The following is an 18,460-nucleotide window of genomic DNA, read 5'->3' as shown; positions in this document are numbered from 1 at the left end:
TCCTTAGCTCAGGCGCAGGCGGCTGGCGCCCACCAACCGGCTGTAAATCAGGTACAGGACCACGGTCGCCAGCAGCAGCAAGCCACCCAGGGCGGTCGCCATGCCCCAGTTGATGCTGGTGTTGGTGTAGAAGGCGACGAAGTAGCTGACCATCTGGTCGTTCGGACTACCGAGCAGGGCCGGGGTGATGTAGTAACCAATCGCCAGGATGAACACCAGCAGGCAACCCGCGCCCACGCCGGCATAGGTCTGCGGGAAGTACACCCGCCAGAAGCTGGCGAACGGATGACAGCCCAGGGAGATTGCCGCGCGCATATAGGTCGGCGAGATGCCCTTCATCACGCTGTAGATCGGCAGGATCATGAACGGCAGCAGGATGTGCACCATGGAGATGTAGACGCCGGTGCGGTTGAACACCAACTCGAGCGGCTTGTCGATCACCCCCATGGCCATCAACGCGCTATTGATCAGGCCACCAGACTGCAACAGCACGATCCAGGCCGCGACCCGCACCAGGATCGAAGTCCAGAACGGCAGCAGCACGAGGATCATCAACAGGTTGCTCTGCCGCGACGGCAGGTTCGCCAGCAGGTAGGCCAGCGGGTAGGCCAGCACCAGGCAGATGGCGGTGATCACCAGGCCCATCCAGAAGGTGCGGGCAAAGATATCGAGGTAGATCGCCTGGTCCGGGGTGGCCGGGGCCAGTTCGCCGAGGTCGTCGATCCGATGGTCGACGGCCGCCAGCAGGTAATAAGGGGTGATGCTGCTGGTATTGCGCCGGATCGCCTGCCAGTACGCCGGATCACCCCAGCGTTCGTCGAGGGCTTCCAGGGCTTCTTTATAGGAGGCCGGTTCGGTCTTGAACGGCAGGGCGCGCGCGGTCTTGGTCAACAGGCTGCGATAGCCGGCCAGTTCCATGTTCAGGCGCTTGGACAGATCGCCCAGGGTCTGATTCTTGCGGGCGTCGCCGAGGTCTTCGCTCAAGGCCTTGTAGACCGGCTCGCCGGGCAGGCTCTTGCCGTCCCAGGCGGCGACGGCGACCACGGTGCGCGGCATGGCGCCGACCACTTCCGGGTTACCGACACTTTTATAGAGCAGCGCCACGATGGGCACCAGGAACACCAGCAACAGAAACAGCACCAGCGGTGCAATCAAGGCCTGGGCCTTCCAGCGGTTGACCCGCTCGGCACGCGCCAGGCGCTGCTTCAAGGTGGGACTGGTGACCTCGTTCAGAGGAACGGTGAGGGCCATGGCGAACTCCGGAATTCTTTTATTGTTACAGCGGGCGGTGTCGCGTTGCCGCGCACCGCCCGCTGTTCTTGGGACCTGCTGTGTTACTTGGCAGCCCAGGCGTTGAAGCGCTGTTCCAGCTGCTCACCGTTATCCGCCCAGAAGGCAACGTCGATCTGCACCTGGTTGGCGATGTTTTCCGGGGTGGTCGGCATGTCTTTCAGGATGGCTTTATCGAGCAACGGCACCGCCTGGACGTTGGCCGGGCCGTAGGCGATGTTTTCCGAGTAGACCTTCTGCTGCTGCGGCATCACCGAGAAGGCGATGAATTTCTTCGCCGCTTCAAGACGCTCGCCCTTCAGGCCTTTTGGAATCGCCCAGGCGTCGAAGTCATAGACGCCGCCGTTCCAGACCACTTTCAGGTTGCTTTCTTTCTGTACCGCGGCGATCCGACCGTTGTAGGCCGAGCTCATCACCACGTCGCCGGAGGCGAGGTACTGCGGCGGCTGCGCGCCGGCTTCCCACCACTGGATATTCGGCTTCAGCTCGTCGAGCTTCTTGAACGCACGGTCCTGGCCATCCTTGCCGGCCAGTACCTTGTAGACGTCTTTCGGCGCCACGCCGTCAGCCATCAAGGCGAATTCCAGGGTGTACTTGGCGCCCTTGCGCAGGCCACGCTTGCCGGGGAATTTCTTGGTGTCCCAGAAATCGGCCCAGCTGGTCGGTGCACTGCTCACTTTGTCAGCGTTGTAGGCCAGTACCGTCGACCAGACAAAGAAGCCCACGCCGCAAGGCTGGATGGCGCCCTTGACGTAATCTTCGCCCTTGCCGAACAGCGCCGGGTCGAGGGGTTCGAACATGTCTTCGTCGCAACCGCGGGACAGTTCCGGCGACTCGACCTCTACCAGGTCCCAGGACACGCTCTTGGTGTCGACCATGGCCTTGACCTTGGCCATTTCACCGTTGTACTCGCCGGCCACGATCTTGCCCTTGCCCGCCGCCTCCCACGGCGCATAGAACGCCTTGACCTGTGCGGCCTTGTTCGCGCCACCAAAGGACACCACGGTCAGGTCGGGCCCCGCCATGGCATTTGCCGCGCACATCAGCCCAAGGGTCAGGGCGCTGAATTTCAGGGATTTAAGCATTTATTCTTCTCTCCACAGTGCAGGTTGGTGAAGCACGGGGCGATGGATTCGCCTCTTGGGTTACCGCGGTCAACTGGCGTCCAGTAACGGATCGAGCGCGCGAACGTGCTCCACTTGCCAGCCGATAGGTACGACGTCGCCGACCGCCAGGGCTGGGTCCAGCTCGGCAATGGGCTGTTTCACGAAAAAGTCGGTCTTGCCGCAGACTTCCAGGCGCACACGCACGTGGTCGCCCAGATAGATGAACTCGGCCACACGGCCCGAGAAGCGGTTGACGCAGGACTCGCTGGAGCCGTTGAGGCTGATGCGTTCCGGGCGGATCGACAGGGTCACCGGCTCGCCGGTCTTGCCGACGTTCACCGCCAGTGCCTCGACCTTCTCACCACGGCCGAGCTCGACCACGCAGCGATCACCGCTGTGACTGTGCAGGCGGCCGTTGAGGCGGTTGTTCTCGCCGATAAAGTTGGCGACGAAGGTGTTCTTCGGTTCTTCGTAGAGGGTGCGCGGCGGCGCGATCTGCTGGATCTCGCCCTGGTGGAACACCGCCACGCGGTCGGACATGGTCAGGGCTTCGCCCTGGTCGTGGGTCACGTAGACCACGGTCACGCCGAGGCGCTGGTGCAGGTGCTTGATTTCCATCTGCATGTGTTCGCGCAACTGTTTGTCCAGTGCACCGAGGGGTTCGTCCATCAGCACCAGTTGGGGCTCGAACACCAGGGCCCGGGCCAACGCCACCCGCTGCTGCTGGCCACCGGACAACTGCGCCGGGTAGCGCTGGGCGAACTTGTCGAGCTGGACCATGCCCAGCACCCGCTTGACCCGCTCGCTGACGTCGGTCTTGCTCAAACCGCGCACGGTCAACGGGAACGCCAGGTTCTCGGCGACGGTCATGTGCGGGAACAGGGCGTAGTTCTGGAACACCATGCCGATGTCGCGTTTGTGCGGTGGGACATTGTTGATGGAGCGGCCGGCCAGCAGGATCTCGCCGGCGGTCGGGGTTTCGAACCCGGCCAGCATCATCAGGCTGGTGGTCTTGCCAGAACCGGAAGGCCCGAGCAGGGTCAGGAATTCGCCCTTGCGAATGTCCAGGTTGAGGTCTTTGACGATCAGGTTCTCACCGTCGTAGCTTTTCTGTACGCCACGAAAGCTGACCAGTACATCGTTCGCCCCAGCGCTTGAATCAACCTCGCTCATACCCTCACCTTTTTGTTTTGGACTGCCGTGGGGCTAAGCCTAGTGAAGGCTGGTGGCAGCGCAAATCGGGGGGCGGGAGAGATTGTCCTCAGCCGTCTGGAAGAATTGGGGTAGGGATTGCCCTACAAGGATGGCGGGATTGGATAAGCCCATGAAGCGCTCTCGACGGAGAGGCCCGGAACATCGTCAGACGACCATCCAAGGCTGTCGCAAATGGATATGTGCATACCTGTTTTTGTAGGAGCGAGCTTGCTCGCGATGGTGACCCAGGCTCCGCGGGGCATCAGACTTCCCGCGTTATCGTTAACGTCCATCGCGAGCAAGCTCGCTCCTACAGGGTCAGGGAATTCCGCCTCAGAGCAGCTTGTGCTCCATCGCGTATTTCACCAGTTCGGCCAGGGAGGTGATGTTGAGCTTCTGCATCAACCGCGCCTTGTGGGTGCTGATGGTCTTGCTGCTCAGGGCCAGTTGCTGGGCGATGTCGTTGACATTGGCGCCCTGGGCCAGGCGCTCGAAAACCGAGAACTCGCGCTCCGAGAGCAAGGCGTGCAGTGGTCGCGAATCGGTCAGGCCGACTTCGAAGACCATGCGGTCGGCCAGGTCCGGGTCAATGTAGCGACCGCCGGCCGCGACCTTGCGGATCGCCGTCAGCAACAGCGCCGGATCGCTGTCCTTGGTCGCATAGCCGGCGGCACCGACCTTGAGCGCCCGAGCCGCCATCTGCGCCTCGTCGTGCATGGACAGCACCAGGATCGCCGGGGGATTGTTCAACGCGCGAATCCGCGGGATGGCCTCCAGGCCGTTGACACCCGGCATCGAGATATCCAGCAGGACCACTTCGCAGGGCGTATGGCGCAGGACTTCGAGCAGTTGTTCGCCATTGCTGGCCTCCCCCACCACGGACAGGTCCTTGGCCAGACCGATCAACTGCTTGATGCCCTCGCGGACAATGGTGTGGTCTTCGGCTACCAGTACGCGGATCAATGTTATCTCCCGGTTGAATCAGTTGAACCGCTATCAAGGCCTACACGTCCAACGGCACCCGTGCGCTGAGGGTCGTCCCCTCACCCACCACGCTTTCCAGGCGCAACGTGCCGCCGAGCATCAATACCCGCTCACGCATGCCGACCACTCCAAAGGAGGTCGGCCTGCCGCTGGCGGAGACGAATCCTACGCCATCATCACTGATGGTCAGGCATAAATCCTCGCCCTCAACGGTCAGTGTCAGCTCAACAGTATGCGCCTGGGCATGGCGCATGACGTTGGTCAGCGCTTCCTGGAGGATACGAAACAGGCCGATGGCTTTTGCATCACTGAGTGCCGGCAGATGCTCCGGCACTTGCACCAGGCAGGGAATCTGCGTCCGCGCCTCGAACCGCCGGGCCTGCCATTCGATGGCCGAGGCAATGCCGGCATCGAGAATCGGTGGGCGCAAGGCCGTCGCCACATCCCGGACCAGTTGGAACAGTTGAGCAATCAGCTTCTTCATGCTGTTGAGCCGATCATTCAGGCCAGGATCGAGCTGAGCATAGGCCAGTTCGCACATGGACGTTTCCAGCTTGAGCACCGTCAGCATCTGCCCCAGTTCGTCGTGAACCTCCCGGGCGATACGGGCCTTCTCCTCTTCACGGACGCTTTCCAGGTGGGCCGACAGCTCGCGCAGCTGTTCGCGGGACGCCGCCAGTTCCAGCTCGATGCGCTTGCTCTCGCTGATATCCCAGACGATACCGTCCCAGACCACGCTGCCATCCTCCAGCCGACGGCTGATGGCCTTGATCTCGGCCCAGCGCTGGCGGCCTTCGCGGGTCATGATCCGGCCTTGCCAGGACCAGTCGCTGTCCGCCTCCAGCGCCCGATCCTGGGTCTGGTGGTAACCGGCCCTGTCGTCCGGATGCACCAGGCTGCGCAAGCCGATGTCCTGCTGGCGCAGGGTCGCCGGGGCATAGCCCACCAGACTCTCGCTGCCTTCGCTGATATAGGGAAAATGCAGCTCGCCGGTCAACGGTACACGCTCCAGTCGGAACACCAAGCCCGGCACATTGGCGGCGATTGCCTTCAAACGCGCTTCGCTTTCCTGGGCTGACGCCAGCGCACGGCGGCGCTCGGTGACGTCGTTGAGGTAGACCACCAGGTATTCGCCCTCGCGAAAACGCAGGAAGCTCAACGACACATCGGCCGGCAGGATGCTGCCATCGGCGCGAACGCATTGGGTTTCCAGACTTTGCGGGCCTTCCTCGCTAGCCCGGGCACGCTTCCACAGGTTCAGCCAGCGATCCATGTTCAGGTTCGGATCGAAGTCGATCAAGGGGCGGTCGAACACCGCGCCCGGCGGATAACCGAGCATCTCTTCCGCCGCTCGGTTGGCATAACGGACATGACTGTCCCAGTTGACCCAGAGAATCCCCACCGTGCTCTGGTCGATGGAAAACTGGGTCAGGCGCAGGGCTTCTTCACTCGCCTCACGTCGGGCGAGGGCTTCCCGGGCGGCGAGCAGCTCATGCTCCAGGCTGTGCTGCTGGCGACGCAGCCAGAAGATGATGGCCAGGCCCGCGAACAACAACACCACCAGCAGCAGACAGAGGTTTTGCCAGAAGCCCGGTGACTCCGTCAGGCGCGGGTACTTCGGTTGCAGCCAGCGGGCATGCAGTTGCTCCAGATCCCGCGCCGGGATCGCATGCAGAGCCTTCTCCACAACCCCCGCCAGTTCCGGCCAGTCGCGCCGTGTCGCCACTCGCAGTAGCTGCGGCAAGCCGATATCGCCGACCACTGCCAGCCCGGCAAACTCTTCTTCGTTGGACAGGCGACTGAGCTGCGCCTCATCGATCACCGCGTAGCGAGCCTGCTGGCTTGTCAACAATTGCAGGGCCTGGCGCTCCAGCGGCACACCCTGCAGATTGAGATTGGGGTAGGTGTTGCGCAGGTAATCGGCGACCGTACTGGGCATGCGCACGGCCACGCGGGTCTGGCTGTCGAGTTTTTCCAGCTCCACGGCGCCGGCGCCGTTGCGTTCGCCCACCACCAGTTGCGGTACACGCATATAAGGATCGGAGAACAGCCACAGGCGCAGCCCCGCCGGGGTCTGGGTCAGCCCCGGTGCGAGGTCGATCTCGCCTTCGCGCAAGGCTTTTTCCAGTTGCGTCTGATCGGGAAAGTTACGCCAGGTCAGTTCGACATCGAGGCTCTTGGCCACCCAGGCCATCAGTTCCACATTGGCCCCGGACAAGCGCTGCAGCCGACGGTCGTATTGCGCATACGGCGCCTGCAGGACCAGACCGACCCGCAACTCGTGGTGCTGGTCGAGCCACTCGCGCTGCTCGCCGGACAAGACAACCCCTTGCCCATGGGAAGCAGGCGCCGCCCAGGCAATCAAGGGAAAACACAAACAGCCGATAACCCACAGGCAGCAAAACCGTATCATTCGACGCTCACACACTGACAAATGCTGACCAACCCATTAGGCTGCCAGGATGACTCTGGCCTGGAAAATTCGATGCCTCTTCTCTACCGCCTGGCACTGCCCGCGCTGTGCCTGTCGCTGATACTACCTTGTGCCGCGCCCGTCATGGCCGCCGACCCGGCGCAGAAGCCCGCCGAAAAGCCGGTGGAGCGCCAGCCCCTGCTCGAGCGTAGCCAGGAAGACGCGACCGCGCTGGAACGCCAATTGCCCCAGCAGGAACAACAGCAACTGCAAGCCGGCGGCGACAGTTTCCTGGCCTTGTGGAAACCGGCCAACACGCCTTCGCCCCTGGGCGCGGTGATCCTGATTCCCGGTGCCGGCGAAACCGCTGACTGGCCCCAGGCAATCGGCCCGTTGCGGCGCAAGTTCCCGGATGCCCAGTGGAGCAGCCTGAGCCTGACCCTGCCGGACCTGCAAAGCGACGCGATCCAGCCACGGGTGGACGAAGCGCCCAAGGCACCGGCGGCGACCGCCAGCAACAGCAAGGACGCCAGCACCACGGCCAAGCCCATCGAACAGGCGGCCAGCGCCGAAGCCGAGGTGGTCGACCAGGCCGCCGCGCAAACCGCTGAAGATCAGCTGAAGGCCGACGCGGAACGGATCTTCGCACGAATCGACGCGGCGATTGCCTACGCCAAACAGCAAAATGCCCGCAGCGTGGTCCTCCTGGGCCATGGCACCGGCGCTTACTGGGCGGCCCGCTACATGAGCGAGAAGCCTTCGCCGCAGATCCAGAAACTGCTGTTGGTGGCCGCACAGACGCCGACTACTGCGCCACAGAACCTGGCCCAGATCACCCCCGGACTGAAACTGGCGACGGCGGATTTCTTCTACCAGGACCGGCCGCTGGATCGCAAAGCCGCACTGGAGCGGTTGCAGGCCAGCAAGCGGCAGAAAACCACAAGCTACAACCAGATCGCGCTGAAGGCCCTGCCGGGCAATGCCGGGCAGGAACAGTTATTCCGGCGCATCCGTGGCTGGTTGAACCCGCAGGATGTGGGCGGTCTCTGAAACGTAGCGCCTAACGGAAATCCCGGCGATCGCGAATCAGCACATAGGCATTGTGCAAATCGCGGGTTTTTTCCGTGGCCTCGCGCACTTGTAGAGGCGTGGCGCCACTGCCCGCGATCTTGTCCGGGTGGTGGCGACTGAGCAGGCGCCGATACGCCCGCTTGATTTGCGCCGGCTCACTGTTGGCCGCCACGCCCAGTAACACCAGCGCCTCCTCATAAGTCCCGGTCGTGTTCGACAGCACCTTGCGCCCCGGCTCGTAGTCATGGGCCAGGGCCTGGACCTGATGGCTGGTCCAACCCAGCCATTTGCCCCAGAGCATGATCAACTCACGCTCCTTCGTCCCGACCCGACCGTCGGCCCAGACCATTCGCCAGCACGCCCGCAAAACGCCTTCGGCGGCATGGGGCTGGGTCTTCAGGTGATTCAGGTAGCCGCGCAGTCGATCATTCCCCGACTTGCCCCGGTTGAACGCGGCAATCGCCCGGCTCCGCGCCGCATCAGCCATATCCAGTTGACGCATTTCCTCGCGCGCCTGCTGGATATGTCCGTCGACCACCTGCCCATCGCTCTTGGCCAGTCGCCCCAGCAAGACAAACAGCAATTCATCGTTGCGTAACGCCGGCTTGCCCCCCAGGCGCTCGCGCAAATGGGCAAGGCTGTGCAATTGCAGGCGCCGATCCAGCGCCTGCCCGAGTAACGCGCCCAACATGGCCCCCGGAATACTGGCGATCGCAAAACCCGCCCCGGCTCCAATCAGAGTCCCTGGCCACAACATAATCAGTGTCTCTCTTTCAACAATTGCTCGACTTGCGCCAGGCGCTCCACGGTGCCGACATCCACCCAGTGTCCGTGCATGTGCTCTCCACTCACCAGCCCCCGCGCCATCGCCTCGCGCCACAACGGCGCGATCTTGAAGGCGCCGTCCGAGCAGGCGGCAAACAGTTGCGGGTGCAGGACTGAAATACCGCTGTAGGTCAGCTTCTCGCCCAGCGCCCCACCGTCATGCAGTTGGCCGTCGAGCAGGTTGAAGTCGCCCCCGGCCGGGTGGTGCGGCGGATTGTCGACCATGACCAGATGCGCCAGACCGGCAATCGGCCGACGTAGCGAAGCAAAGTCATAGTCAGTCCAGATATCGCCATTGACCACCAGGAAGGGCTCATCACCCAACAGCGGCAACGCACGGAAGATACCACCACCGGTTTCCAGCGGCTCCCCCTCGGGCGAATAGGCGATGCTCAGGCCATAGCGGGAACCGTCGCCGAGGTAGTCTTCGATCTGCTGTCCCAACCAGGCGTGGTTGATCACCACCTCCTTGAACCCGGCGGCCGCCAGCGCCCGCAGGTGATAGTCGATCAGCGGCGTGCCGTTGGCACGGATCAGCGGCTTGGGGGTGTGCAAGGTCAACGGACGCATCCGCTCGCCTTTGCCGGCAGCCAGGATCATTGCCTTCATATCTCGGCCCCCACCGGGCGACGCAGGCTGGCCAGCAACTCGCCCAGTTCGGCCAGCTCCGGACGGCGCGCTACCACCGCTTCTATATAAGCGAAGAAGCGCGGTACATCCGCCAGGTAACGTGGCTTGCCGTCACGATGGCAGATGCGTGCAAAGATCCCGATCACTTTCAGATGACGTTGCACGCCCATCAGGTCGCTGGCCCGGAGGAATTCCTCGAAATCGGCCTGTACCGCGATACCGGCACCTGTCGCCTTCTGCCAATAATCCTGCAGCCAACCACGCACCCGGGCCTCGGGCCAACTGAGGAAGGCGTCCTTGAACAGGCAGGTGATGTCGTAGGTCACCGGCCCATAGACCGCATCCTGGAAATCCAGCACACCAGGGTTGGGCTCGCTGGCCATCAGGTTGCGCGGCATATAGTCACGGTGCACCAGTACTTTCGGCTGGGCCAGGGCGCTGTCGATCAGCCGGTCGCTGACCCGTTGCCACATCGCCAACTGCGCGGGATCGAAAGCGCGGCCCAGCTCATGCCCGACGTACCACTCGGGAAACAGCTCCAGCTCACGGCGCAGCAAGGCCACGTCATAACTCGGCAGTTCGCTGTCCATCGGCAGTTGCTGGAAAGCCAGCAAGGCGTCGATGGCATCGGCGAACAACCCATCGGCGTTGTCGCTGTCGATCACGTCCAGATAGGTCTGGTTGCCCAGGTCATTGAGCAAAAGAAAACCGTTTTCCAGATCCTGCGCGTGAATTTTCGGCACGTTGATTCCGGATTTCGCCAGCAAATGGGCGATATCCACAAAGGGTTTGCAGTTTTCCCGGGGTGGCGGAGCGTCCATGACGATCAAACTACGGCCCCCGCCCTCCCAGCGGAAGTAGCGTCGAAAACTCGCGTCACTGCTGGCCGCGGTCAACGTAGCCGGGGGGATGGTGCCCCAGCCTTCGCCCAGAAAGAGCGTTTCCAACTGCCGATCCAGCCAAACTTTCAGGTGTTGCAAGCGTACATCTTGGTCAGGCATTACATGGGTCTCCGACGACGCTAGCCGTCAAGCGGGTGTTGCTTTATTATCCAGCATCTTTTTCTGACCATCGATAGGCGTGTGACCCCCACCGCGGGCAGATGGCACGCAGGAAGCCCGGACTAATAAGATGGCATTGAAATCCCCCGCGTTTCGTAAAAAATTCCCGTTGCTGGTTACCGGCGGTTTGCTGGCTCTGCAACCTCTTGCCACCCCGTTCGCTGTCGCCGCGGAACAGTATGACTGTTCCGTCTCTGCTTCCGGTGCCTGGGACTGTGCGCCCAAAACCACTACGGCCCAGTTGCCACCTCGCCCCGTGCATGACGGTAATGCCGAGGCCTTGGGCACTGCCGCCACGGCGGACAGCGGTTCCAGCAGCGAGAAAGCTGCCGGCCCGGTGCTGGTCACCGAAGCCAAGGGCCGCGGCCTGAAGTCGCGCAGTGCCGACTACAGTCACCTCGACTGGGTCCCGCGTGACAAGCTGACACCTGCCCAGTTGGCCGAAGCCGGTCCTTATTGCTCTGGTTCCTATATCGAACCGATTCGTCCTGGCATGAATGACACGACGAATAAAAGTGATGCGCCGACCTTCATCGGGGCCAAGGCCTCGCGTTATGAGCAGGACAAGCAGGTCGCGACACTGGCCGGCGACGTGGTCATGCGCCAGGGCAGCATGCAGGTCGAGGCCGACGAAGCCAGCCTGTACCAGGCTGAAAACCGTGGCGAGCTGAACGGCAACGTTCGGGTTCGCGACCAGGGTGCCCTGCTGGTCGGCGACCATGCCGAAGTACAGCTGGACACCGGCGAATCGCGGGTCGACAACGCCGAATACGTGATGCACAAGTCGCGGGTCCGTGGTAACGCGCTATATGCCAAGCGCGCAGAAAACGCGATCATCCGCCTCAAGGACGGTACGTACACCACGTGCGAACCGAACAGCAACGCCTGGCAGCTCAAGGGTAACAACATCACCCTGAACCCGGCGACCGGCTTTGGTACGGCGACCAACGTGACCTTGCGCGTCAAGGACATTCCGGTCCTCTATACCCCGTACATCTATTTCCCGATCGACGACCGTCGCCAGTCCGGTTTCCTGCCGCCGAGTTTCTCCAGCGACAGCACCTCAGGCTTCAACCTGACCACGCCTTACTACTTCAACCTGGCACCAAACTACGATGCCACGTTGTATCCGCACTACATGAGCAAGCGCGGCATGTTGACCGAGGGCGAGTTCCGCTATCTGACCAAGTCCAGCGAAGGGCAGTTCGGCGGTGCGTACCTGAACGATGAGAGCAATGATCGCTCCCTGCAGTCGGACGCCACTAAAGATCGCTACATGGTCAACTGGCAGCACAAGGGCGGCTTGGATTCCCGCGTACTGACAACGGTCAACTACACCAAGATCAGCGACCCGTACTACTTCCAGGACCTGCAGAGCAACCAGATCGGCGTCAAAAGCGCTGACTATGTAAATCAACAGGCCACGACGAGCTATCGCGGTGACAACTTCATCGCCCAGGTGAACGTACAGGCCTATGAGCTGGCGAGCGTGGCGGTTATCACACCGTACAACCGCCTACCACAGATCACCTTCAACGGTAGCCTGCCGTATCATCCGGAAGGCCTCAGTTTCACCTATGAAACTGAAGCCACCCGTTTCGAGCGGAGCCTGGAAAACGGCACCTTCTCCGACAAGGATGGCGTCACCTCGCCACGCCTGGATACCAACGTGACCGGTCTGGCCCGCGCCAACGGCGACCGCCTGAATCTGAAGCCGGGTGTCAGCCTGCCGCTGAATTGGACGTACGGCTTCATCACGCCGTCGCTCAAGTATCAGTACACCCAATACGATCTGGATCTGGGCTCACTGGGCCAGTCTCAAATCGTGGCAGCCCAGGCGGCTAATCCGAATTACGTCGGCGGAACCTACAGCAGCTCGCAAAGCCGTGGCGTCCCTATTGCCAGCATCGACAGCGGTCTGTACTTCGACCGCAACACTGAACTCTTCGGCACAAACTATCGCCAGACCCTGGAACCGCGCCTGTTCTATCTCTACGTTCCGGAGAAAGATCAGAAAGATATTCCGGTGTTCGACACCGGCGAGTACAGCTTCAACTATGCCTCGCTGTTCCGCGACAACCGTTTCTACGGCAGCGACCGCGTCGGTGACGAGAACAAACTGTCCCTGGGTGTCACCAGCCGCTGGATCGAAGACAACGGTTTCGAACGTCAGCGCGTGAGTGTCGGCCAGGCTTACTACTTCAAAGATCGAACCGTGCAATTGCCAGGTGTCGACTTCAATACCCGTGCCGACGCCAAGACCAATGTCTCGCCGTACGCCCTGGAATACGCCTACAACTTCAACCGCGACTGGCGCGCCACGGCCGACTACAACTGGGATCCGAAAAGTCACCAGCCACGTTCCGGCAGCGCGATGTTCCACTACCAGCCTGAAGACAACCCGAACAAGGTCATCAACGCCGGCTATCGCTATCGCAACGACCAGGTGATCTACAACCAGAACACTGGCCAATGGCAGTTCGGCGGCGACTACGGCACACCTGGCCAACCCGGCTACGTGAAGGACTACTACAAGATCGAGCAGCACGACTTCTCGGTCATCTGGCCGGTCGTTCCACAGTGGAACGTCATCAGCCGCTGGCAGTACGACTACAACCGCAACCGTACGCTGGAAGCCTTCGGTGGCTTCGAGTACGACAACTGCTGCTGGAAAATGCGCCTGATCAACCGCTACTGGGTCCAGTATGACGAGTTCAGTCAACAGGCTCCGCAAAACGAACGAGGCGACCACGGTATCTTCCTTCAGTTTGTACTGAAGGGCCTGGGTGGCGTCATGGGCAACAAAGTCGAGAGCTTCCTCGACAAAGGCATCCAAGGTTATCGTGAACGTGAAGATCAAGCTTTCTGATTGTCTGCGCCCGCTGATGCTGGGCGCGCTGGTCCTGAGTGCGGCGGTTCACGCCGCTGTGCAGCCCCTCGACAACGTCGTGGCCATCGTCGACAACGATGTGATCATGCAGAGCCAACTGGACCAGCGTGTCCACGAGGTTCAGCAGACCATCGCCAAGCGCGGGGGCGGCGTGCCGCCCACCAGCGTCCTCGACCAACAGGTCCTGGATCGCTTGATCGTCGAAAACCTGCAATTGCAGATCGGCGAGCGCTCGGGTATTCGCATCAGCGATGATGAGTTGAACCAGGCCATCGGCACCATTGCCCAGCGCAACAACATGAGCATCGATCAATTCCGCGCGGCCCTGACCCACGACGGCCTATCCTATGAGGACGCCCGTGACCAGGTTCGCCGGGAAATGATCATCAGCCGTGTGCGTCAGCGTCGTGTCGCCGAGCGGGTCCAGGTGTCGGAGCAGGAAGTGAAGAACTTCCTCGCCTCGGACCTGGGCAAGATGCAGCTCTCCGAAGAACTGCACCTGGCCAATATCCTCGTGTCGACCCCGGACAGCGCCAACTCGCAAGTCATCCAGGCCGCCGCAACCCAGGCCCAGGACCTCTACCGGCAACTCAAGCAAGGCGCTGACTTCAGTCAGTTGGCCATTGCCCACTCCGGCAGCGATAACGCCCTGGAAGGCGGCGACATGGGCTGGCGCAAGCCGGCTCAATTGCCACCACCGTTCGACCACATGCTCAGCAGCATGGCGGTTGGCGACATCAGCGAACCGACACGCACCCCAGGGGGCTTCATTATCCTGAAGGTCCTGGAGAAGCGCGGTGGCGAAACGCAGATGCGCGACGAAGTGCATGTTCGTCACATCCTGATCAAGCCCAACGCCATTCGCAGCGAAGCCGACACCCAAGCCCTGGCGCAGAAGCTCTACGAGCGGATCTCCAACGGCGAAGACTTCGGTACGCTGGCCAAGAGCTTCTCGGAAGACCCGGGCTCGGCGCTTAACGGCGGCGACCTGAACTGGGTCGACCCGAACGCACTGGTACCGGAATTCCGCGAAGTGATGGCCAAGACCCCGCAAGGTGTCCTGTCCAAGCCGTTCAAGACCCAATACGGCTGGCACGTACTGGAAGTCCTTGGCCGTCGCGCCACCGACAGCACCACCCAGGCACGCGAACAGCAAGCCATGACCGTGCTGCGTAACCGCAAATACGATGAAGAGCTGCAAACCTGGCTGCGTCAGATCCGCGACGAAGCCTACGTTGAAATCAAGCTCCCCGGCGCGGAACAGGCGCCAAAGTGAAACCCCGGCGTTTCGCGTTGACACCCGGCGAGCCGGCGGGCATTGGTCCAGACCTTTGCCTGCTGCTCGCCTCGCGCCCCCAGCCTTACCCCCTGATTGCCATTACCAGCCGCGACCTGCTCTCCGAGCGGGCCGCGCAACTGGGCGTGGCCGTCGATCTGCTGCCAGTCGCGCCGGGCCAGTGGCCTGAGCAACCGGCAGCGGCGGGTAGCTTGTATGTCTGGGACACCCCGCTGGCGAGCCCGGTCATCGCAGGGCAACTGGACCAGGCCAATGCCGCCTTTGTCCTGGAAACCCTGACCCGTGCCGGTCAAGGCTGCCTGGACGGCGATTTCGCCGGCATGATCACCGCCCCGGTGCACAAAGGCGTGATCAACGACTCCGGGATCGCCTTTTCCGGCCACACCGAATTCCTCGCCGACCTGACCCACACCCCCCAGGTGGTGATGCTGCTGGCAACCCGGGGACTGCGCGTGGCCCTGGTGACCACCCACCTGCCCCTGCGGCAAGTCGCCGATGCGATTACCCCAGAGCGCCTGGAGCGGGTCACCCGTATCCTGCATGGCGACCTGCGGGAAAAGTTCGGCATTGCCAACCCTCGTATCCTGGTCTGCGGGCTCAACCCCCATGCCGGCGAAGGCGGGCACCTGGGTCACGAAGAAATCGACATCATCGAACCGACATTGGAGCGCTTGCGCGGCGAGGGCATGGACCTGCGTGGCCCGCTGCCTGCCGACACTCTGTTTAACCCCAAATATCTGGAGCACTGCGACGCGGTGCTGGCGATGTACCACGACCAGGGCCTGCCCGTGCTGAAATACAAAGGTTTCGGCGCCGCAGTCAACGTGACCCTGGGCTTGCCGATCATCCGCACGTCGGTCGACCACGGCACTGCCCTGGACCTGGCCGGCAGCGGCAACATCGACACCGGCAGCCTGCAAGTCGCCCTGGAAACCGCCTACCAGATGGCCGAGACCCGTTTATGACTGAGCAATACCAACACCGGGCGCGCAAGCGCTTCGGGCAAAACTTCCTGCACGACGCCGGCGTGATCGACCGCATCCTGCGCGCCATCCATGCCAAACCCGATGACCGCCTGCTGGAAATCGGCCCGGGCCAGGGCGCCCTGACCGAAGGCCTGCTCAACAGCGGTGGACAGCTGGATGTCGTCGAGCTGGACAAGGATCTGGTACCGATCCTCAATGAGCAATTCGGCAGCCGAGCCAATTTCAACCTGCACCAGGGCGATGCGCTGAAGTTCGACTTCACCAGCCTCAACCCGGCACCCAACAGCCTGCGGGTGGTCGGCAACCTGCCCTACAACATCTCCACGCCGCTGATCTTCCATCTCCTGCACAACGCCAGCCTGATTCGCGACATGCACTTCATGCTGCAAAAGGAAGTGGTCGAGCGCCTGGCTGCCGGCCCCGGCGGTGGCGACTGGGGTCGCCTGTCAATCATGGTCCAGTACCATTGCCGCGTGGAACATTTGTTCAACGTCGGCCCGGGCGCCTTCAACCCGCCGCCCAAGGTCGACTCGGCCATCGTGCGCCTGGTGCCCCACGCCGTCCTGCCCCACCCGGCCAAGGATCATCGCCTGCTGGAGCGCGTCGTGCGCGAAGCCTTCAACCAGCGTCGCAAAACCTTGCGCAATACCCTCAAGGCGCTGCTCAGCAACGCCGAGATCGAAGCCGCCGGCGTCGACGGCAGCCTGCGTCCGGAACAGCTCGACCTGGCCGCCTTCGTGCGCCTGGCCGACAAACTCAGTGAGCAAGCCGTCACCGCCCCCGACGTCGACTGACCCCATCGGTAGCAGGCCAGCGCGCATGTCTGGCCTACTACCCGGGACTTGACCTAGACTGGGCTTCGTCCAGCGTCTCTTGCGCTTCAGCTTCCAAGGCCTCTTGCATGTCCGATCCTCGTTACCAGGTCGACGTCAGCGTCGTCACCCGCTTCCTTGCAGAACAATCGCAACCCGAGCAGAACCGCTTTGCCTTTGCCTACACCATCACGGTGCGGAACAACGGCGAACTGCCCGCCAGGTTGATGTCGCGGCACTGGGTGATCACCGATGGCGACGGTCACGTGGAAGAAGTTCGCGGTGCCGGTGTCGTCGGTCAGCAACCGCTGATCGAGGTCGGCCAGAGCCATACCTACAGCAGCGGCACGGTGATGACGACGAAAGTCGGCAACATGCAGGGCACCTACGAGATGGTGGCCGAGGACGGCAAGCGCTTCAACGCCGTGATCGCCCCCTTCCGCCTTGCCGTACCCGGGGCCCTGCACTGATGGCGGTGTATGCCGTCGGCGACCTGCAAGGCTGTCTGGAACCGCTCAAGTGCCTGCTCGAACGCGTCAAGTTCGACCCTACCTGCGATAAGCTGTGGCTGGTGGGCGACCTGGTCAACCGGGGCCCGCAATCCCTGGAGACCCTGCGCTTTCTCTACGGTATGCGCGAATCGCTGGTCTGCGTGCTGGGCAATCATGACCTGCACCTGCTCGCCGCCGGGCACAATATCGAGCGCCTGAAAAAAAGCGACACGCTGCGTGAGATCCTCGACGCCCCGGATCGGGCCGATCTGCTGGACTGGCTGCGCCGCCAGAAGCTGCTGCACCACGACGCCGAGCGCAACGTCGCCCTGGTCCACGCCGGCATCCCCCCCCAGTGGACGCTGAAGAAAGCGCTCAAATACGCCGCCGAAGTGGAAACCGCCTTGCGCGACGACAACCTGCTGACGCTTTTCCTCGACGGCATGTACGGCAATGAGCCGAACAAGTGGGACGGCGATCTGCAGGGCGTGGCCCGCCTGCGGGTGATCACCAACTATTTCACGCGGATGCGCTTCTGCACCGCCGACGGCAAGCTCGACCTCAAGGGCAAGGAAGGCGCCGACACCGCCCCCCGCGGCTACGCCCCCTGGTTCAGCTACAAGGAGCGCAAGACCCAGGGCCTGAAGATCATCTTCGGCCACTGGGCCGCCCTTGAAGGCCGATGCGACGAGCCCGGGATCTTCGCCCTCGACACTGGTTGTGTCTGGGGCGGGGCCATGACCCTGATGAACGTCGACACCGGCGAGCTTCTGACCTGCAAGTGCGATGCCCAGGGTGGCGTTGCTCCGCCACCGACCCTGGCCGAGCGCTTCCGGGCCTGGTTATATCGCTAGACTGTACGACCTACCTGCCCCAGATGGAGCCCATCATGACCGAATTCAAACGTATCCCGCCCGAACAAGCCCAGGCCCTGCGCGAGCAGGGCGCCGTGGTCGTCGACGTCCGCGACCCGCAGACCTTTGCCCTGAACCACATCAGTGGCGCCCGTCACCTGGACAACCACAACATCGCCGATTTCATTCGCGCCGCCGACCTCGACGCACCCACGGTGGTGTGCTGCTATCACGGCAATTCGAGCCAGAGCGCGGCCGCCTACCTGGTCAGCCAGGGCTTCAGTGACGTCTACAGCCTGGACGGTGGCTTTGAGCTGTGGCGCACGACCTATCCGTCAGAAATTGCTCAAGATATTTCCGAATAATTTTTTTCTGCTGCTGGAGCCCGCGGGATTCGCGGGCTAGAGCCTTTCCTGACGAACGGTCAGGCGTAACTAATTGCTCATCTTGACTTGCCCCCGCCGATTCCGAACTATCCTTAAGCGCAGGCCATCCAAATCAGGGGAGAGCCGGTACACCGGCGTACGGGTCATCGGTAGTAATTTTCAAAGTGATC

16 protein-coding genes are annotated in these 18,460 nt (G+C 62.3%); 8 read left to right on the top strand and 8 right to left on the bottom strand.

What is annotated here, in order from left to right:
• Positions 1-3: 3 nt before the first annotated feature.
• From M5C56_RS26200 to M5C56_RS26180, 5 genes are all read right to left on the bottom strand, one after another.
• Positions 4-1,251 (bottom strand): ABC transporter permease, encoded by a 1,248-nt coding sequence (locus tag M5C56_RS26200; RefSeq protein ID WP_103495724.1) that lies wholly within the window; start codon positions 1,249-1,251, stop codon positions 4-6.
• 83 nt (positions 1,252-1,334) lie between these two features.
• Positions 1,335-2,375 carry an ABC transporter substrate-binding protein gene (locus tag M5C56_RS26195; protein ID WP_103495723.1) on the bottom strand — a complete coding sequence of 347 codons (1,041 nt, stop codon included), beginning with the start codon at positions 2,373-2,375 and terminating at the stop codon, positions 1,335-1,337.
• 69 nt (positions 2,376-2,444) lie between these two features.
• Positions 2,445-3,569 (bottom strand): ABC transporter ATP-binding protein, encoded by a 1,125-nt coding sequence (locus tag M5C56_RS26190; RefSeq protein ID WP_103495722.1) that lies wholly within the window; start codon positions 3,567-3,569, stop codon positions 2,445-2,447.
• A 354-nt stretch (positions 3,570-3,923) separates the two neighbouring features.
• Positions 3,924-4,553 carry a response regulator transcription factor gene (locus M5C56_RS26185; RefSeq protein ID WP_100940518.1) on the bottom strand — a complete coding sequence of 210 codons (630 nt, stop codon included), beginning with the start codon at positions 4,551-4,553 and terminating at the stop codon, positions 3,924-3,926.
• A gap of 40 nt (positions 4,554-4,593) precedes the next feature.
• Positions 4,594-6,987, bottom strand: coding sequence for a sensor histidine kinase (locus tag M5C56_RS26180; RefSeq protein WP_103495720.1), 2,394 nt, complete (start codon positions 6,985-6,987; stop codon positions 4,594-4,596).
• 72 nt (positions 6,988-7,059) lie between these two features.
• On the opposite strand from M5C56_RS26180, the gene M5C56_RS26175 reads away from it, so the two are divergent.
• Positions 7,060-8,037 carry an alpha/beta hydrolase family protein gene (locus tag M5C56_RS26175; RefSeq protein WP_103495719.1) on the top strand — a complete coding sequence of 326 codons (978 nt, stop codon included), beginning with the start codon at positions 7,060-7,062 and terminating at the stop codon, positions 8,035-8,037.
• A gap of 10 nt (positions 8,038-8,047) precedes the next feature.
• On the opposite strand, the gene M5C56_RS26170 is transcribed toward M5C56_RS26175, so the two are convergent.
• From M5C56_RS26170 to M5C56_RS26160, 3 genes are read right to left on the bottom strand one after another with little or no spacing between them, the layout of a single operon-like run.
• Positions 8,048-8,815: a TerB family tellurite resistance protein gene (locus tag M5C56_RS26170; RefSeq protein ID WP_103495718.1), complete on the bottom strand. Its 768-nt coding sequence runs from the start codon at positions 8,813-8,815 to the stop codon at positions 8,048-8,050.
• A gap of 2 nt (positions 8,816-8,817) precedes the next feature.
• Complete coding sequence (gene murU, locus M5C56_RS26165; protein ID WP_103495717.1) at positions 8,818-9,492, bottom strand: N-acetylmuramate alpha-1-phosphate uridylyltransferase MurU; 675 nt, start codon at positions 9,490-9,492, stop codon at positions 8,818-8,820.
• Positions 9,489-10,514, bottom strand: a complete 1,026-nt coding sequence (locus tag M5C56_RS26160; RefSeq protein ID WP_103495716.1) for a phosphotransferase — start codon at positions 10,512-10,514, stop codon at positions 9,489-9,491. The genes murU and M5C56_RS26160 overlap by 4 nt, the downstream gene beginning before the upstream one ends.
• Positions 10,515-10,644: 130 nt before the next feature.
• On the opposite strand from M5C56_RS26160, the gene M5C56_RS26155 reads away from it, so the two are divergent.
• The 7 genes from M5C56_RS26155 (at position 10,645) to glpE (ending at position 18,269) form a co-directional block, all read left to right on the top strand.
• Positions 10,645-13,443: an LPS-assembly protein LptD gene (locus tag M5C56_RS26155; protein WP_103495715.1), complete on the top strand. Its 2,799-nt coding sequence runs from the start codon at positions 10,645-10,647 to the stop codon at positions 13,441-13,443.
• Positions 13,424-14,740, top strand: a complete 1,317-nt coding sequence (locus tag M5C56_RS26150) for a peptidylprolyl isomerase (protein WP_103495748.1) — start codon at positions 13,424-13,426, stop codon at positions 14,738-14,740. The genes M5C56_RS26155 and M5C56_RS26150 overlap by 20 nt, the downstream gene beginning before the upstream one ends.
• Positions 14,737-15,726 carry a 4-hydroxythreonine-4-phosphate dehydrogenase PdxA gene (gene pdxA / locus M5C56_RS26145; RefSeq protein ID WP_103495714.1) on the top strand — a complete coding sequence of 330 codons (990 nt, stop codon included), beginning with the start codon at positions 14,737-14,739 and terminating at the stop codon, positions 15,724-15,726. The genes M5C56_RS26150 and pdxA overlap by 4 nt, the downstream gene beginning before the upstream one ends.
• Positions 15,723-16,541, top strand: coding sequence for a 16S rRNA (adenine(1518)-N(6)/adenine(1519)-N(6))-dimethyltransferase RsmA (gene rsmA, locus M5C56_RS26140; protein WP_103495713.1), 819 nt, complete (start codon positions 15,723-15,725; stop codon positions 16,539-16,541). The genes pdxA and rsmA overlap by 4 nt, the downstream gene beginning before the upstream one ends.
• Before the next feature lie 107 nt (positions 16,542-16,648).
• Positions 16,649-17,029: a Co2+/Mg2+ efflux protein ApaG gene (gene apaG / locus M5C56_RS26135; RefSeq protein ID WP_103495712.1), complete on the top strand. Its 381-nt coding sequence runs from the start codon at positions 16,649-16,651 to the stop codon at positions 17,027-17,029.
• Positions 17,029-17,904: a symmetrical bis(5'-nucleosyl)-tetraphosphatase gene (locus tag M5C56_RS26130; RefSeq protein WP_103495711.1), complete on the top strand. Its 876-nt coding sequence runs from the start codon at positions 17,029-17,031 to the stop codon at positions 17,902-17,904. Before apaG ends, M5C56_RS26130 begins: the two co-directional genes overlap by 1 nt.
• A 35-nt stretch (positions 17,905-17,939) precedes the next feature.
• On the top strand, positions 17,940-18,269 hold the full coding sequence (gene glpE / locus M5C56_RS26125) for a thiosulfate sulfurtransferase GlpE (RefSeq protein ID WP_103495710.1): 330 nt from the start codon (positions 17,940-17,942) through the stop codon (positions 18,267-18,269).
• The last annotated feature ends 191 nt before the right edge of the window (positions 18,270-18,460 follow it).

The organism is Pseudomonas sp. MWU13-2862, assembly GCF_023242495.1.
GTDB classification, from domain to species: Bacteria; Pseudomonadota; Gammaproteobacteria; order Pseudomonadales; family Pseudomonadaceae; genus Aquipseudomonas; species Aquipseudomonas gingeri_D.
The sequence above is the reverse complement of the archived record's forward strand: the minus strand, read 5'-3'. Positions and strand labels throughout refer to the sequence as shown.

What these genes read in the sequence shown, in the direction of transcription:
- M5C56_RS26200 (WP_103495724.1), bottom strand. Translation starts at nt 1,251, where the DNA reads ATGGCCCTCACCGTTCCTCTGAACGAGGTCACCAGTCCCACCTTGAAG.
- M5C56_RS26195 (WP_103495723.1), bottom strand. Translation starts at nt 2,375, where the DNA reads ATGCTTAAATCCCTGAAATTCAGCGCCCTGACCCTTGGGCTGATGTGC.
- M5C56_RS26190 (WP_103495722.1), bottom strand. Translation starts at nt 3,569, where the DNA reads ATGAGCGAGGTTGATTCAAGCGCTGGGGCGAACGATGTACTGGTCAGC.
- M5C56_RS26180 (WP_103495720.1), bottom strand. Translation starts at nt 6,987, where the DNA reads ATGATACGGTTTTGCTGCCTGTGGGTTATCGGCTGTTTGTGTTTTCCC.
- M5C56_RS26175 (WP_103495719.1), top strand. Translation starts at nt 7,060, where the DNA reads ATGCCTCTTCTCTACCGCCTGGCACTGCCCGCGCTGTGCCTGTCGCTG.
- M5C56_RS26170 (WP_103495718.1), bottom strand. Translation starts at nt 8,815, where the DNA reads ATGTTGTGGCCAGGGACTCTGATTGGAGCCGGGGCGGGTTTTGCGATC.
- murU (WP_103495717.1), bottom strand. Translation starts at nt 9,492, where the DNA reads ATGAAGGCAATGATCCTGGCTGCCGGCAAAGGCGAGCGGATGCGTCCG.
- M5C56_RS26160 (WP_103495716.1), bottom strand. Translation starts at nt 10,514, where the DNA reads ATGCCTGACCAAGATGTACGCTTGCAACACCTGAAAGTTTGGCTGGAT.
- M5C56_RS26155 (WP_103495715.1), top strand. Translation starts at nt 10,645, where the DNA reads ATGGCATTGAAATCCCCCGCGTTTCGTAAAAAATTCCCGTTGCTGGTT.
- rsmA (WP_103495713.1), top strand. Translation starts at nt 15,723, where the DNA reads ATGACTGAGCAATACCAACACCGGGCGCGCAAGCGCTTCGGGCAAAAC.
- apaG (WP_103495712.1), top strand. Translation starts at nt 16,649, where the DNA reads ATGTCCGATCCTCGTTACCAGGTCGACGTCAGCGTCGTCACCCGCTTC.
- M5C56_RS26130 (WP_103495711.1), top strand. Translation starts at nt 17,029, where the DNA reads ATGGCGGTGTATGCCGTCGGCGACCTGCAAGGCTGTCTGGAACCGCTC.
- glpE (WP_103495710.1), top strand. Translation starts at nt 17,940, where the DNA reads ATGACCGAATTCAAACGTATCCCGCCCGAACAAGCCCAGGCCCTGCGC.